The 14,994-nt window shown below is 60.3% G+C and carries 15 protein-coding genes; 4 read left to right on the top strand and 11 right to left on the bottom strand.

What is annotated here, in order from left to right; translation table 11 throughout:
• Positions 1-8 precede the first annotated feature (8 nt).
• The 4 genes from AADW23_RS09205 to AADW23_RS09190 all read right to left on the bottom strand — a co-directional run bounded on the left by AADW23_RS09205 (position 9) and on the right by AADW23_RS09190 (position 4,815).
• The gene (locus AADW23_RS09205) at positions 9-1,208 is read right to left on the bottom strand and encodes an acetyl-CoA C-acyltransferase (protein ID WP_341864205.1); all 1,200 of its coding nucleotides are present in this window, start codon (positions 1,206-1,208) and stop codon (positions 9-11) included.
• A 222-nt stretch (positions 1,209-1,430) separates the two neighbouring features.
• Positions 1,431-2,363 carry a DUF1295 domain-containing protein gene (locus AADW23_RS09200; RefSeq protein WP_341864204.1) on the bottom strand — a complete coding sequence of 311 codons (933 nt, stop codon included), beginning with the start codon at positions 2,361-2,363 and terminating at the stop codon, positions 1,431-1,433.
• A 471-nt stretch (positions 2,364-2,834) separates the two neighbouring features.
• A complete protein-coding gene (locus tag AADW23_RS09195) occupies positions 2,835-3,977 on the bottom strand; it encodes a DSD1 family PLP-dependent enzyme (protein WP_341864203.1) in 1,143 nt (380 codons plus the stop codon).
• A 43-nt stretch (positions 3,978-4,020) separates the two neighbouring features.
• Positions 4,021-4,815, bottom strand: a complete 795-nt coding sequence (locus AADW23_RS09190; RefSeq protein ID WP_341864202.1) for a phytanoyl-CoA dioxygenase family protein — start codon at positions 4,813-4,815, stop codon at positions 4,021-4,023.
• Positions 4,816-4,898: 83 nt separating this feature from the next.
• On the opposite strand from AADW23_RS09190, the gene AADW23_RS09185 reads away from it, so the two are divergent.
• On the top strand, positions 4,899-5,768 hold the full coding sequence (locus AADW23_RS09185; RefSeq protein WP_341864201.1) for a LysR family transcriptional regulator: 870 nt from the start codon (positions 4,899-4,901) through the stop codon (positions 5,766-5,768).
• A 3-nt stretch (positions 5,769-5,771) separates the two neighbouring features.
• Here AADW23_RS09185 and AADW23_RS09180 read toward each other — a convergent pair whose 3' ends face one another.
• From AADW23_RS09180 to AADW23_RS09160, 5 genes are read right to left on the bottom strand one after another with little or no spacing between them, the layout of a single operon-like run.
• Positions 5,772-6,815: a PLP-dependent cysteine synthase family protein gene (locus AADW23_RS09180; RefSeq protein ID WP_341864200.1), complete on the bottom strand. Its 1,044-nt coding sequence runs from the start codon at positions 6,813-6,815 to the stop codon at positions 5,772-5,774.
• A gap of 50 nt (positions 6,816-6,865) precedes the next feature.
• A complete protein-coding gene (locus tag AADW23_RS09175; protein WP_341864199.1) occupies positions 6,866-7,591 on the bottom strand; it encodes a sulfite exporter TauE/SafE family protein in 726 nt (241 codons plus the stop codon).
• 37 nt (positions 7,592-7,628) lie between these two features.
• Entirely contained in the window at positions 7,629-8,957 is a 1,329-nt protein-coding gene (locus AADW23_RS09170) for a D-amino acid dehydrogenase (protein WP_341864198.1), read from the bottom strand.
• A 29-nt stretch (positions 8,958-8,986) separates the two neighbouring features.
• Positions 8,987-9,418, bottom strand: coding sequence for a nucleoside diphosphate kinase regulator (gene rnk, locus AADW23_RS09165; RefSeq protein WP_341864197.1), 432 nt, complete (start codon positions 9,416-9,418; stop codon positions 8,987-8,989).
• A 40-nt stretch (positions 9,419-9,458) separates the two neighbouring features.
• Positions 9,459-9,911 (bottom strand): hypothetical protein, encoded by a 453-nt coding sequence (locus AADW23_RS09160; RefSeq protein WP_341864196.1) that lies wholly within the window; start codon positions 9,909-9,911, stop codon positions 9,459-9,461.
• A gap of 552 nt (positions 9,912-10,463) precedes the next feature.
• Between AADW23_RS09160 and AADW23_RS09155 the strand changes: the two genes are divergently transcribed.
• From AADW23_RS09155 to AADW23_RS09145, 3 genes are all read left to right on the top strand, one after another.
• Complete coding sequence (locus tag AADW23_RS09155; protein WP_341864195.1) at positions 10,464-10,772, top strand: DUF1127 domain-containing protein; 309 nt, start codon at positions 10,464-10,466, stop codon at positions 10,770-10,772.
• Between the two features lie 138 nt (positions 10,773-10,910).
• Entirely contained in the window at positions 10,911-11,819 is a 909-nt protein-coding gene (locus AADW23_RS09150) for a mechanosensitive ion channel domain-containing protein (protein WP_341864194.1), read from the top strand.
• A gap of 37 nt (positions 11,820-11,856) precedes the next feature.
• On the top strand, positions 11,857-12,750 hold the full coding sequence (locus AADW23_RS09145) for a universal stress protein (RefSeq protein WP_341864193.1): 894 nt from the start codon (positions 11,857-11,859) through the stop codon (positions 12,748-12,750).
• Here the strand turns inward: AADW23_RS09145 and mgtE are convergent.
• Entirely contained in the window at positions 12,745-14,088 is a 1,344-nt protein-coding gene (mgtE, locus tag AADW23_RS09140) for a magnesium transporter (RefSeq protein WP_341864192.1), read from the bottom strand. The two genes, AADW23_RS09145 and mgtE, sit on opposite strands and share 6 nt — an antisense overlap.
• Before the next feature lie 165 nt (positions 14,089-14,253).
• Positions 14,254-14,967: a phosphatase PAP2 family protein gene (locus tag AADW23_RS09135; RefSeq protein WP_341864191.1), complete on the bottom strand. Its 714-nt coding sequence runs from the start codon at positions 14,965-14,967 to the stop codon at positions 14,254-14,256.
• Between the last annotated feature and the right edge of the window lie 27 nt (positions 14,968-14,994).

Genomic DNA, 14,994 nt, shown 5'->3' with positions numbered 1-14,994 from the left:
GTTCAGGCTTATTGGGGCAAACGTTCGATCACGCAGGCCGAGGCGACACCAGCGGCCCCGGCGATTGCGGCAACCCCATAGCGCAGATCGCGCGCGTCCATTTCGTCCAGCAGCGTGCCGACAAGCATTCCGCCCGTGGCGCCAAGCGGGTGACCCAGGGCGATGGAACTGCCGTTGACGTTGAAGCGGTCAAGGCTCAGGCCGAGGGTGCGGATGTAATGCAGGGTGACGGCGGCGAAGCTGTCGCGTGCCTCCCACAGGTCGATATCCTCGACGCTAAGACCCGCGCGTTTCAGCGCCTTCAGGGTCGCGTCGACGGCGCCCGTCTGGGTAATCGCGACGTTGGCCTCCGCCGTTGCCAAAACGCGCGCCCGGGGGCGCAGGCCGTTTTGCTGCGCGGTCTCGTCATTTGCCAAAAGGATCAGCGACGCACCATCCGCCATGGCAGGTGAGCTGCCGGGGTGGTGGATGTGGCGGATGTCGTCAAGGTCCGGGTATGCGCTTTTGAGGCGCTCCACCTCTTCAGGGTTGCCGATCTTGGGGAAGCTGGCCTCCATGGCGGCCATGCCTTCGGCCGTCGCTCCGGCGCGGATGGTTTCATCTTGCTCCAACAAAACAGTTCCGTCGGCACCCCGCACCGGCACGATTGACGTGAAGCGTCCAGTTGCGCGCGCAGCTTCCGCCCGTTGCTGCGACATCGCGGCGTAGGCATCGCAATCCTCGCGATTGATATCATGCAAAGTGGCGACAAGGTCCGCACCCAGGATAGGATGGACGAACTTGGCAGAGGCAGCCACGTCCTTATCAACGAACAACGCCCCTTTGTCGGCGAACATGGGCGTGCGCGACATCATCTCGACTCCGCCCGCAAGATAGCAGGCATCATTGGCATGAGCTTGCGCGGCGGCGATATTCAACGCCGACAGGCCCGATGCGCAAAAACGATTGACCGTCAGACCTGACACGGTCGCAGGCCAATCCGCGCGGATCGCTGCCGTCTTGGCAACGTTACCCCCCTGATCGCCGAACTGCGTGGCGCAGCCGATGACTGCGTCCTCAACGGCGTCTTCCACACCGGGATGGCGCCGCGCGATTTCGGCAAACAGACCCGCAAGAAGGTCCGATGCACGGATTTCCGTCAGCGCGCCCCCTTTGCTACCGCCGCGCCCACGTGGTGTCCGAATTGCGTCGATGATGAGTGACTGCATGAGCGTGCTCCCTCCGATTCTGACCTTGTTAGTTCAATTAATGGACCATTAAAAATAGACGATCAAGCATTATGTGAGGCGATCACCCCTTAATTACTGAGATTTAATCGCCCTCTCACAGCCATCACGTTCACAACTAAGTCTTTTAAATGAATTCATATCCGCAACGCCGATGACGCAGGCCGCGCTACAGATCAGGCCCGCGCTGCGCCCACCTGGCACTCAACGCTTTGGCAGCCCCGGGAAGAACATCGGCACCCGGCGCACATAGTCATTCCAAGCCTCGCCTCTCGTCTTGGCCATGTGCCGCTCATTCCCCGGCGTGGCCGATCCCCACCCCATGAACCACGTCGTGTAGATTGGCCCGATGATGCTGAGCCAGCCCCACGGATGCGCAAGCGCAAACATGAAATAGCTGAACCAAACCAGCGACTCGCCGAAATAATTGGGGTGACGCGAATACGCCCACAGGCCGCGATCCATGATCCCGCCCTTGTTGGCCGGGTTCGCCTTGAAGGCATTCATTTGACTGTCACTGACGACAAGAAAGCCAAAACCCACAAGCCACACCACCACACCGATCCAGTCCGTCGCGCGCAGTGCCGAGCCTTCGACCGAGGCCGCGAAAGCGAAGGGCATGCACCAGATCCAGATCAGGATGCCCTGCAACATGTAGACAGCAAAAAAGCTCCACAACGGCCAGCGCTTGCCAAACCGCTTGCGGTGCGCGGCGTAAGGCTGCTGCTCGGCGCCGACGTTGGTGCCGTAGGCGTGGTGCACCATGCGCAGCATCCAGATCGCCATCAGCCCCAAAAGCACCACAAGCCGAAGCGTTATCTCAGGGGCGGCCAGCACAACAACCGTCAGGGCGATCCCCAAGCTGATGCACGGATAAACCACATCCATAATGCTATGGTTCTTCTTCGCCATCCCGATAGACCAGCCGATCGCACCGAGCACGCCCATCGCGAGCACACCCCAGAGCCAGAAGCTCAAAGGTTCAGCAAGGGAAGCAGGAGAAGCGTAGTAAACGCAAAGCGCCACCCCCGGCACCGCCATATGCGCATAGCTCCAAGTACGGCCACGGGCCTCTGCGGGCATGGCAATGCGCCATATTGCGGCGAAAACGAGCCAAAATGTGAAAGCGTAAAGCATATCGGACCTCTCCCCGAACCTCATCACGCCCAGGAAAGACCCCGAACGAATGCACGCCTTTCCCCAAAGGCGAATCCCACTTGCTTCACTTATTGAACTATCATCGCGGCTCCGTCAATTACCCCCCAAGGCCTTGGTCGCTTTCGGTGCGCCCATGTCTGGGGACCCTGCCCATCCGACGCCCGGTGAGAAAAGCTGCCAAGCCCCACACCGGCGTCTTCCCGCATGACTTCTTGCAACCGATCGGGCGCTGACTGGCGGGCCGGATCATCCATTTAGTGAAGCGGACTCTCTTTCCGTTTCCAGAAACGCTCGGACCGAGATTGACCGATTTTCGGCTGCGGCGTTGCAGGGCAGCGGGTCCGAGATCATGGGTGGCTGTCTCAAGGATCGCCTTGGCTTCCGCAGGCAGCTACAGGCAATGATTGACGAGAAGGCGCAGAGGTTAACGCGCAAATGGCGGATTGAGCCCTACCAGCCTCCGAACCGCGGCCACACTTTGAGGGCCGCGTCCGTGTTTTTCGGGATCACGTGATACTGGCCGTGCTGAGCGCCCGTGGCACAGGCATGGTTGGGCAAGATGCGTAGCTTGGTTCCCACGGGAAAGTCAGGGATATCGCCGGTATAGTCCGGACGACGCGCGATCACGCCGTGTTCCTGATTGGTTTGGGTTACAATCAGGCCGGGGATCACCCGACCGTCTGCGTCGCACACGACACCATAACCCTGATCGACCCGTTGCGCCGCTGTGCCCCGGTCACGGGACATGGCCATCCATCCGGCATCGCAAATCGTCCAGCCACGCGCCTTCTGGTGGCCGATTACCGTTGTCAAAACACTCAACGCGATGTCGTCGACGTCACAGACCTCGATGCCCGTCATGAACAGGTCGAACATCGCGTAGACGCCGGCGCGCAACTCTGTCACGCCGGTCAGGTCCTGTGCCGCGTGGGCCGTGGGGGTGGAGCCGACGCTGACCACGGGGCAAGGCAATCCGGCGTCTCGCAGCACGTTGGCCGCATTCACCACCGCTTGCCGTTCCTGTTCGGCGCACTCGGCGTGGGCCGCGTGGCCTACTGCGGCGTAGCTGTCGCCTGCGTGGCATAACACACCGCGCAGATCTGCGCCGCCGTCATGCAGGATACGCCCGACTTCGATAAGCGCCGGATCGTCGGAAGTCAGCCCGCTGCGATGGCCATCACAATCAATCTCAATCAGAGCCGGTAGTTTCAAGCCAGAAGCCTTCGACGTTTCAGCGACGGCGCGTGCTTGTTCCGCGTTATCCAGCAGGACCGTCAGGGTGCAGCCCGCGCGGTGCAGGGCCACGACGCGGTCCAACTTGTCGGGGCTGATGCCCACGGCGTATAGGATATCGGTGATGCCCGCGCGCGCAAAAACCTCCGCCTCCGCGAGGGTAGAGACCGTAGCCGGCCCGGTGCCGCCGGTCAGCGTAAGACGCGCAGCATCGACGCTTTTGGTCGTCTTCAGGTGCGGCCTCAGCGTCACGCCAAGATGCGCGGCGCGATCAGCCAACCGATCAATGTTGCGCACCATACGGGCTTCATCCACGAGCAGGCAGGGCGTGGGCAGGGCATCAAGGCGTGAGTCTGTCATGGGTGCACTCTAATAGAGCTGGCAGGCGCCGGAAAGGCCCAGATCAGCGTTGATAAACGACGGGAAACCAGTCCTCTCGCAGTACCTGGCCCGGCGTCATGTCATGGCCGGGAAACGGCGGAGAGGTCGGGCCGGGGCGTTCCCCATAGCGGGCATCATCGCCCAAAAGCCGCAGCGAAAATGCGCGGCGCCGCGTGTCGGTCGTGTTGCCCCGCGCCCCGTGCAGGGTGCCGTAGTTGAAGGCCACCGCGTCGCCCGGCTCCATTTCCCATTCCCGGATATCCATGCCCTCCGCATCGGGGTCCGGGACGGGCATATAGTCGTCCTCATTGGGGTAGAAGCTGGTCTCGGCCAGCCAACGGGTTGGCAACACTTGCTTTTCCCAGGCATGGCTGCCCGCAACGCAGCGCAGGCTGGCGCCTTTTACCGGGTCCATGGGCGACCAGAAGCTGACATTCTGGATGCCATCGACGAAGTAATACGGCCCGTCCTGATGCCAAGGCGTAGGTTTGGATGTGCCGGGCTCTTTCACCAACACATGGTCGTGGAACACCTGCACGCGGCTCGATCCCATCAGGTCGGCGGCAACTTCGGCGGCCGGAGAGGTGCGAATGACCTCCTCGAACTCGGCGATGCGAGTCCAGTTGCAGTAATCGTCGAAGAACCGCCCACCCTCGCCCGCTTTCAGGTTCTCGGCCGCATAGGGGCCGGGCTCTGCCATGTTGCGCTCGATGCCCGCGCGGATCGCGTCGACATGATCGGCGAACAGCCCTTTTACAAGCACAACACCGTCGCGCTGATAGGCATCAATATGGTCTTGGGTCAAAAGGGCGTGCATGGTGGGTTCCTCCGATTTTTATCGTTAGTATGCGGGCCTCTTTTTAGTTTCAAATAATATTACGGCATACTAATATTAGCTTTATGCTATACCTCACCTTGCGCCAATACGAATACATCATCGGAATTGCCGAGGCTGGAAGCCTCACCAAGGCGGCCGCTACGCTTAATGTATCGCAGCCTTCGCTTTCGGTTGCGATCACGCGGGTTGAAGCACGCCTGGGTGCTGCGATCTTCGCGCGCGGTAAAGGCGCGTCAATCACGATCACGCCGTTTGGTCATGGTCTGATTGCGAACGCTCGCAAAGTGTTGGACATGGCGACAGCGATTGAACGAAAGCAGGACGCGCAACCGATTTTCACCCTCGGATGTTTCGAGGATCTGGCCCCGTGGTTTCTGGCGCCTGCCATGGCAACCCTGTCAAAACGCTTCCCGGAAACTTCATTCAAAAGCGCCGAGGGTCGGTTTGCCAGCATTTCCTCCGATCTGGCTGAAGGACGGATGGACCTGGCGATTTGCTACGATGTGGGCTTCGACGCGGCTTTCCAGCGCCGCGTTATCAAAAGCGCACAACCGGTTGCATTCCTCTCGCCGGACAACCCGCTTTCTGATCGCGCGTCATTGGAACTGGACGAAGTTGCACGCCACCCGGTCATCTTGTTCAGCGAGGGACGATCCGACGCGCACATGCGCGATTTATTCGCCCAAGAACACTTGGCGCCAACCGTTTGCCAACAGGTCACATCGTTGGAGCTGATGCGCTCGCTCGCGGCCTACGGCGGCGGGATCGGCATCAGCTATGCGCGTCCACCGTCCGACATCACCTACGATGGCAAGCCGCTTGTAACGATCCCGATCGTGACGCCCGCCGCCAGATCCGACATCGTTCTGGTTTGGTCCGCTCTGCGCGAACGGGACGCTCAGTTTGATGCCATTGTTGATATGCTCTCGTGACCGTCAGCCAAATTTTTCCGTCAGCTGATCCGCGTAGTCGCGGCAATCGCCGATGCACTCGCTGACCCAATCGGCGTTGTAATGGGTGTCGAGGTAGCGCTCTCCACTATCGCAAAGCAGCGTCACGATGGCCCCCTCCTGCCCTGCCTTTTGCATGCCTTCCGCCACTTGCAACGCCCCCCACAGGTTCGTGCCGGTAGACGGCCCCGCCTTGCGCCCGATCAGGCGCTCGAGCCAGCGCATCGCGGCAATGCTGGCGGCATCGGGGACCTGGATCATATGGTCGATCACGCCGGGCTGAAACGAATGCTCTACCTTGGGCCGCCCGATGCCCTCGATCCGACTGGAGGTGTCAGACGTCAGGCTTCGGTCGCCGGTCATGTAACTGTCGTAGAACACCGAATTATCCGGGTCCACGACGGTCAGTTCCGTCCCGTAGCCCTTGTACCGAATGTAGCGCCCCAACGTGGCGGAGGTGCCGCCGGTACCTGCGCTCATGACTAGATGCGCGGGGATGGGATGGGGCTCGCGCTCCATCTGGGTGAACAGGCTTTCAGCGATATTATTGTTGCCGCGCCAGTCCGTCGCGCGTTCGGCGTAGGTGAACTGATCCATGAAGTAGCCGTTCAGCGATGCCGCCAGCGCGACGGCAGCGTCGTGCATCTGCGGAGCTGCATCAACCAGATGGGTCTGGCCGCCATAAAATTCGATCTGCCGGATTTTGCTGCGCGCTGTGCTTTTGGGAACAACCGCAATAAAGGGCACGCCGATCATGCGGGCGAAATAGGCCTCGGACACCGCCGTGCTGCCGGAGGATGCCTCGACGACAGTCGTCGTTTGGCCGATGTGGCCATTGCACAGCGCATAAAGAAACAGCGACCGCGCAAGGCGATGCTTGAGGCTGCCGGTCGGATGCGTGCTCTCATCCTTGAGGTAAATGTCGACATCCAATAGCCGCGGCAGAGGCAGTTTGAACAGATGCGTATCCGCCGAGCGATGCGCGTCGGCGTTGATCTGAGCGATGGCGTTTGCAATCCAGGTGTTCATTACGTGTCCAATCAGGCGCGGTGGGCAATCTGCCGGTGGGGTGCATGTGGTCAGATCGACCGCATCAAAAGCAAAACCGCGCCAGCCGATGCAATGGATAACATCAGGATGCGGCCGATACGGGCGGAAAGATAGCCGCGCACGCGTTTCCCGATCCAAAAGCCCACTGCAAGACCGGGGAGCAATAGCAAGCCAAGCAGCGCCAGACCGACGGAGAACATCCCCGCAACGGCCAAGGCGATCAGCGACACGACATAGGAGAAGGTGAAAACCACCGCCATGGTGGGACGTGTCTTGGAAAGCGGTTCGTGCTGGTACAACACAACCAACGGTGCGCCAGGGATGCCCGTCGTCGTCCCCATGAGACCAGCCGCCGCGCCGCAGATGCCAAGATTGCGGGGCGTCAGCGCAAGGGCGCGGGCGAAAATGGTGATGGCTACGGTCACAAGCACCAAGACGGAAAACAGAATGCCAAGGGTATCGGCTGGCACCAGCAACAAGATCGCAGCGCCCAACATTGTCCCGGCCAAAATCATTGGCAGCAAAACCTTGACCTCTGCCCGGACCACGTGGGCACGTCCGTCACCCAGCATCAGCAGCGAGAGGAAAAGGTTGATGAACAGCATCGGGCCGGGCACGTACTCAAAGCTCACCAACGCAAGCATAGGTGCGGCGATCATCCCGAACCCCATGCCCGTGGAGGTCTGGACCACTGCTGCCAACACGACCACGCAATTGGCGATAACAAGGGACGGGATGGATTGCGTGAGGTCCATGATTGGTTCCATTAGGCCGATGCTGTCCAGTTCATCGTTAGTACCGTGCCGCGGTCAGCCCCTCCATCGAAATCTCAGGCGTTTTGCCAAGCACGACGTCCGCCACAGCGCGGCTCGATCCACAGGCCATGGTCCAACCAAGCGTGCCGTGGCCGGTGTTCAGGAACAGGTTATCGTATTGGGTCGGCCCCAGAACCGGCGTGCCGTCCGGTGTCATCGGGCGCAGGCCCGTCCAGCCTTCGGCCCGAGAGATATCGCCGCCCTTGGGGAACAGATCGCCGATCACGTGCTTCACCGTATCGGTCGCATGGGGGCCAAGGCGGTTGGAATAGCCCGCAATCTCGGCCTGCCCGGCCACACGAATGCGGTCGCCAAGCCGGGTGATGGCGACCTTGTGGGTCTCATCCATGATCGTCGATTGCGGCGCAAAGCGATCGTCGGTGACGGGGAGCGTGACCGAGTAGCCCTTGACCGGATACACTGGCAGTTTGATCCCGATGGGGTTGAGCACATTCACCGCGAAGCTGCCCATGGCGCAGACGTAGGCATCCCCGGTGACGCGGCCCGCAATCTCGGTATCTACGCCTGCAATCTTGCCGTCTTCCACAGCGATAGACTTGATAGACTGGCCGTACTGGAACTCCACCCCCATTTCGACGCACTTTTCAGTCAGGGCGATGGTGAACATCCGGCAATCGCCGGTGCGATCCGCGGTCAGGCGCAGACCGCCGACGAACTTGTTGCGAACCTCGGACAAGGCCGGTTCTGCGGCGATGCAAGCGTCGCGACCAAGCACTTCGTAAGGAGAGCCATATTCCGCCAGCACGTCCTGATCTGCCTTGGACCCCTTCATCTGCTTGGCCGTTCGAAAAAGCTGCAAAGTCCCCTGCTCGCGCCCGTCGTATTCGATGCCCGTATCCGCTATCAAATCCGGCATCACGTCGCGCGAATAGCTAGAGATGCGCACCATGCGCCCCTTGTTGGTGGCATAGGCGTCTTCATTGCAGTTGCGTACCAGTTGCACGCACCATTTCCACATCGTGGGGCTCATCAGTGGCCAGATGAAAAGCGGACGGCGCTTCATGAACATCCATTTGAACGCCTTCATCGGAATGCCCGGTGCCGCCCAGGGCGAAGTCATGCCGTAACTCAGCTGACCCGCGTTGGCGTAGCTGGTCTCCAACCCCGGCCCGGTCTGGCGGTCGATCACCACCACCTCTGCGCCTTGCTTGGCAAGATAATACGCAGTGGTGACACCGATGACGCCCGCGCCCATTACAACGACTTTCATGGATAATGCCTTTCGAGTGCAGCGGCCGACCGAGGGGGCGCGACCGCTGCGTAACAACCTTTGGTGCTGCACCATGGCACGGGAACGATGTCCGCTAAAGGGGCCTAACTGCCTGCGGTAGGTTGCTCCACGCTGATAATGGTCAGCAAGCGCCGTTCATTCTCGCGCGTGTCCCAGTCAAAACTGGACCCCTCGGCCAAACCCAGCAGCGCCACACCAATGGGCGTCATGACAGAGACGCGAAGCTGCGCGATATCCGCCTCTTCGGGGTAAACCAGCGTGACGGTCTTTTCCTGCTGTGTGGTCTCATCGCGGTAGGTTACGGTGCTACCCATGCTGACGACATTGGCCGGCATCTTCGCGGCCGAGACAACGCGCGCACGTGCGATCTCGCCAAACAGACGATCCGCAAGCGCCGCGTTGCGTCTTTGCAAACCGTCTGCCAGCCCCTCCAGATGTTCCATATCATCGGCATTGATGACGACACGGGGGCTGCGCTTGCGCGGCTTGGCGCGCACTTTGGTTTCGGTGGACATGGGAGATATCCTTTCAAGAAATTGGAAAATTGTAGAAAATTCAGACCGATTGGTTGACGTAGGTCACACGCAGTCGCGCAATCGAACCGTCTTCGCAAAGCAGCGCCGCACGCTCACCTTTCCGCATCCCGATCAGCGTCGCGCCAAGCAGGGACGCGACGGGGATGACACCGCTTGAAGCGCCTGCCCTGGCCCGGTGAGTCAGCAACCCCATATACGACGCGCCCGAGTCGATCGCGTAGGTCACAAGGCTGCCGCCCACCACGACATCACGGTCAGACATATCGACCGCTGGCCGCGCGTTCATAAGCTTGTTAGCCAGAACATAGCGCAGGAGCGTCGCGCCACGGTGCGAGGTTCCTTCGAACGCTTCGAGGTGTTCTTGCAATTTGAGGTAGTCCGCCTCGGGCAGAGACAGCGACCTGTTGGCCAACGCCTTCAGGATAGAGGGGGAATGGGTTCGAGTGTCGTTGTGCTGCACAGACAAAAGCATTGTAATCTCCTCGGGCGAAGATCGCCGCGTTCACGTTTCTGGAATGTGAGGAGGCCCCGGGGGTGTGGCGGGCGCACACGCGCCCAAACCGCCCGGGGTTACGGGCGGTTCAGCAGTAGAAAGCGAAAATGATCTACGTGTTCCAACATGCAGCAAATGTAGGCACGACCATGGCAGGGGTCAATCTGGTGGCGTGGAAATCACGCAAACCGGCTGTTTGTGACTTTAATGGCCCAGTTCAACACCGAACGTCGCATATCTTCGGGTGGCCATTGAAAGCCTCCGCGCTTCGGCCCACCTCAGGCCCATGATGTTGGGCAGCTTCCATATAAGGGCTTTGGCTTTCGCCGGGCAGACACTGAACCGCCGGTAGCCCCGGGCGGGGCGCATATCCGTGCTGCCTACGCTTCGGGGCCCCTCAGACCCCTACGGTCTAGCTCAGACAACGTCGGGCCACGTGCAAGGCAATTCAGGCAAACGTTCAATCGCCTGCGCCCCATGATGACCCGGACAAAACGTCATAGTTCACCATATTTTGCCATGGAGGATGACATGAACCCTATCGCATCTCACCGTTATGAACTGGCGCAATCGACCAGCGCATGCGCCACCAATATCAACCATCCACCAAGCCGTTCCGGCATGCTGGCCCGTTTGCTGACCTCCGCGAGCCTGCGTTGGAAACGCAACAGGATGATCTCCGCGTTCAACGCAATGGACGATCACGTACTGCGTGATATCGGCATTCACCGCACCCAGATTGAGCAATTCGTTGACAGCCTGAGCACGCGGGAGCTGGACATGGCGCCACTTGCTCAGACGCCGCCGAAGGTCTCGGAGCCGTGGGATCAAGCGGCATAACTACCTGAGGCCGACCCATGCTGCGCCGTTGAAGTTGACGGCGCAGCTCATATAATCCCGGTGACGACAGGCAAACAGCACGCCCGATAAAACCGGTTTTTCCGACGGTGTCGCTTCGACGAAACAAGGACACCTACCATGAGTATGAAATACCATGCGCGGCGATTGATCCTGCCGATTCTGGTTCTTCTGGCAAGCATCGGGCTTGTCTTCACAAGACAGGCTTACCCTGAAATTGTTCCGGACAGTGAGTTGCTGTCCCTGATCAGCACGGCCGCGATCTACTTTGCAAGCGCTTGGGTGATAAGCCGGATCACGGCGATGGTCCTCGACAAGGCTGGCCGCAACCGTCCCTACCCTCGGTTGCTCAAGGACCTGATCACAGCCTTCCTGTTTCTGTGCGCGTTCATCGCGACCGCTTCCTTCTATATAGGACAGGGCGCATTTGGCGCCGTGGCAGGCTCCACGGTCATTCTGGCCTTGATCGGCTTCGCCATCCGCAACGTCGTCGCCGATACTTTATCCGGCATCGCACTGGCCATTGAGGCCCCGTTTCGGATCGGTGACTGGATCGACATTGACACGCTGGCGCAGGCCAAGGTGATCGAGATCGGCTGGCGTACAACCCGGTTGCAGACCCTCGATGTGACCTACGTCATCCTGCCCAACAGCCAGATATCGCGACAACGCATCACCAACTACTCTGCTCCGAAGCGAGAGTTTCGGGCACAGGTAAAGATCACCCTTGATCACGTTCTGCCCATTGAAAAGGCCCGCGCGATCATGGTGGCGGCCCTGCGCGAGGGTAAACTGATCCAGCAGGATCCAGCCCCGGATATAAGGGTAAACGCCTATGAAGAAGGCGGCATCAGCTATACGATCCGCTACTGGGTGCCGAGGTTTGAGCGTGCCGTGGATTGCCGTGATGAGGTTTTCAGCCTGATTGATGATGGGCTTCGCCGCGCGGGCAGCATCGCCCCCTATCGCCGGATACAGTTGGTCAGCGCCAATGACACGGGTGCTGAAACAGCTGATGAGCCTGCCTAATGGGCATCTCACGATCGGCGCTCACGGAGTAACGGACATGACGAATGCCATCATTCTTGCCGCCGTCGCCAACTTGCCTCAGGACGTCTCCGTCCTTGCACGGGCGGTGGAGATTTCTGCGGCACGCGGCGCCGACCTTCACGTGGCCCACGTTCTGGATTTGCCCGGCGACGTCGCGGATCTTCACGATGGGTCAAGCCTTCTTGGGCAAGCGGCTTTGGCCGCCCGCGAGAAGATTGAGGCTGCGCTTTTCACTCTGGGCACCGATCCGCAGGCTGCTACGATACATATCATGTCGGGATCCCATGCCCTGCAATTGATTGACCTGAGTGCAGAACTTGCGCCGGATTTGATCGTCATGCGTGCGCACCAAAAGTTAAAGATCACCGAGCGCCTGCTTGGCTCCACCACCGACCGCGTCATCGCCGCGGCGGATGTTCCGGTGCTTGTGGTAAAAAGACCGGTCGAGCATCCCTATGGACACGTCGTCTTGGCGACCAACGGCGCGGATGGCGCCTTGGCGATGTCCCGTTTCGTGTCCGAGATCTTGCCGGGTGCGGAGTTGACGCTTGTTCAGGCCGTGCAGATACCGCCGCAACTGAAAGAAGCCATGCTGCGGGTTGGATCACGTAAGGCCGAATTGACGGCGCACCGGAAAAAATTGGTCAAGGCCGCCGAAGATTACCTGGGCGATGTCACCTCAAGACTGAAACGGCGCGTTGCTACAAGGGTTTTGCAGGGCGATCCGCTGCGGACCCTGACTCGGCTTTGCAAGACCCCGGATGTTGATCTGATCACCGTTGGCCAAGGGCGCGACAGCCTGATCCGACGCGCCTTTATCGGCAGCGTTTCCCGGCGGTTGCTACGTGATGCCCGGTGCGACGTGCTGATCTGGTGCCCCTCCCCCGCAGACACGCAAGCCCCGTCATAGCGTCAGCACCAATGTGGCGATGGAGAAGTAGATCAGCACCCCCACGCCGTCCGAGATCGTCGTCACCAGCGGCCCGCTGGCGGTGGCGGGGTCCAGCTTCAGGCGGCTGAGCAGAAACGGTAATGACATCCCCACGAGGCTCCCAATGATCACCACGAAAAACATTGTCAGCCCGACCACGAACGCTACATCCGATCCGCCGCGCCAGATGCCCAATGGGACGACGACCAATGCCATCGTGGCCCCAAGGGCCGCCGCGATGGACAATTCCCGCACGATCAAATCGCGCCAGTCCTTCAGCACCACGTCCCCCGTCGCCATGGCCCGCACCATCAATGTGGCCGATTGCGCGCCCGCGTTCCCGCTGCTGTCGATCAGAAGCGGGAGGAAAAACACAAGAGAGACATAAGCAAGGATCGTTTCCTCGAAATAGGCGATGCCTGCCCCAGAGAACAGGTTGCCGAAGACCAGAAGCGCCAACCATACGATCCGCTTGGAATAGAGCACACGAATACTTGCCTCACGCATGTTTTGCGAGAACGGCAGCACGGTCGAAATCTTCTGAAAGTCTTCTGTCATTTCGGCTTGCATCGCGTCGGTGGCATCATCGTGGGTGACGATGCCGACAAGGGCGCCGTGGGCATCAACGACCGGGATCGCCAGAAGGTCATAGCGCGCGATCAGGTGGGCGACTTCTTCACGACGGGTTTCCGATGTGACTGCGATGGGGTGATGTTCCATGATATCGCGCACCGTTGAGGCGTCCTCTGCCATGACCAGCGCGTGCAGGCGCACGGCGCCAACCAGACGGCCGTCCGCGTCCAAAACATAAGAGCGATAAATCGTCTCTGCGGCCGCAGCCTGATCCCGCAAGGCCGTCAACGCTTGTGTCGCCGTCATGTCAGCGTCCAGGGTGGCGAAGTCCGATGTCATCAAGGCGCCCGCCGCGTGCTCTCCATGGACGGCAAGACGGTGCAGGGCAGCTTGGTCCGCGTCGCTGATATCCCGGATCAGGCGTTGTTGCCGCGTCGGCGGGAGCAAGTTGAAAAGATCCACACGATCGTCGGCATCCATACCGGCCCCAATCCGGGCCAGCTCGTCCTCGGACATTGCATCGGCCAGGGCGACTTGCCTCGATGGCTCAATGGCCGAGAACACCGCGGCACTGCGCGTTGGTTCAAGCGCCTGAAGCTGCGCCAATGCCTCCACGGTCGACAGATGGCCGATCCATGCCGCGACGTCTACGGGATGCGCAGTTCTCAGAAATCGGGTGGTATCGTCTGTCGAGGTCGCGTCAGGAACGGTGTTTGCACGGTGGCCTTGATCTTCAGTCGACATGGACGGCTTCCTTGGTCAGATAATTGGCCTCGGAAGATCGAACCGCGACCGATAAGGCGAATGCACGGTGCGGTCCGCACCCAAAAGGCGGCGAGCCGCCGTGCGACACAACGCTATCGCAAGTCTATGCGTGATGCCCGCAACAAACCACACCGCCAAGCCCGCCTAGTCCGCCATGTCTGTCGCCAAGCGGTCATCTCGGGTCAGCCATTTTGCGACGATCCCGAACAATAGCGCCCAGGCGGCACCAATGATCCAACCCGCAAGAACGTCGGTGGGCCAATGCACCCCAAGATAGACACGGCTGATGCCTACGGCGATCACCACAAGTGTCGCCACCGCGATCACGTAGGCCTTCGCGACTTTGCCGTGCAGGGTTCGGGCAAGAAGCACGGCAAGGGTCAGATACACGATGGCCGCCATCATCGAATGGCCGCTCGGGAAGCTTGCGGTGTAAACCGCAGCCTCCTGGGACACGAGATCCGGGCGCGCGCGATCGAATCCAAACTTGAGAAACTGGCTCAGTGCCGTTCCCGTGGCCACCGCGCTGATCAGGACGACCGCCAGCCTGCGTTGTGCACGTAGCCACAAAAAGCCCGCCGATACGATCACCAGAAGGCTCAGGACAGCCAGACCGCCAAGGCCCGTGATGTCGCGAGCCATTTCCTCCACCCAGATCGGGCCGAAAGGGTCGCTCAGATCGGCGGGATTGCGAAACGCGAGCACCACAAGGGTGTCGAACGTATCTGTCTCATTCTCGAACACGGCATCCGCAAGCGAGAAGAACGTCCACGTCAAACCCGCCAGGATCAAAAAAGCCAGAAGAATGCGGTTTGATAACACCGCGGCGCTTTGCCGAACTTGTCTGCGTATGGTCAAGGCCCGCCCCTCATGGTTTCCCTATCC

The organism is Gymnodinialimonas sp. 57CJ19, from assembly GCF_038396845.1.
Lineage (GTDB): Bacteria > Pseudomonadota > Alphaproteobacteria > Rhodobacterales > Rhodobacteraceae > Gymnodinialimonas.
The sequence above is the reverse complement of the archived record's forward strand: the minus strand, read 5'-3'. Positions and strand labels throughout refer to the sequence as shown.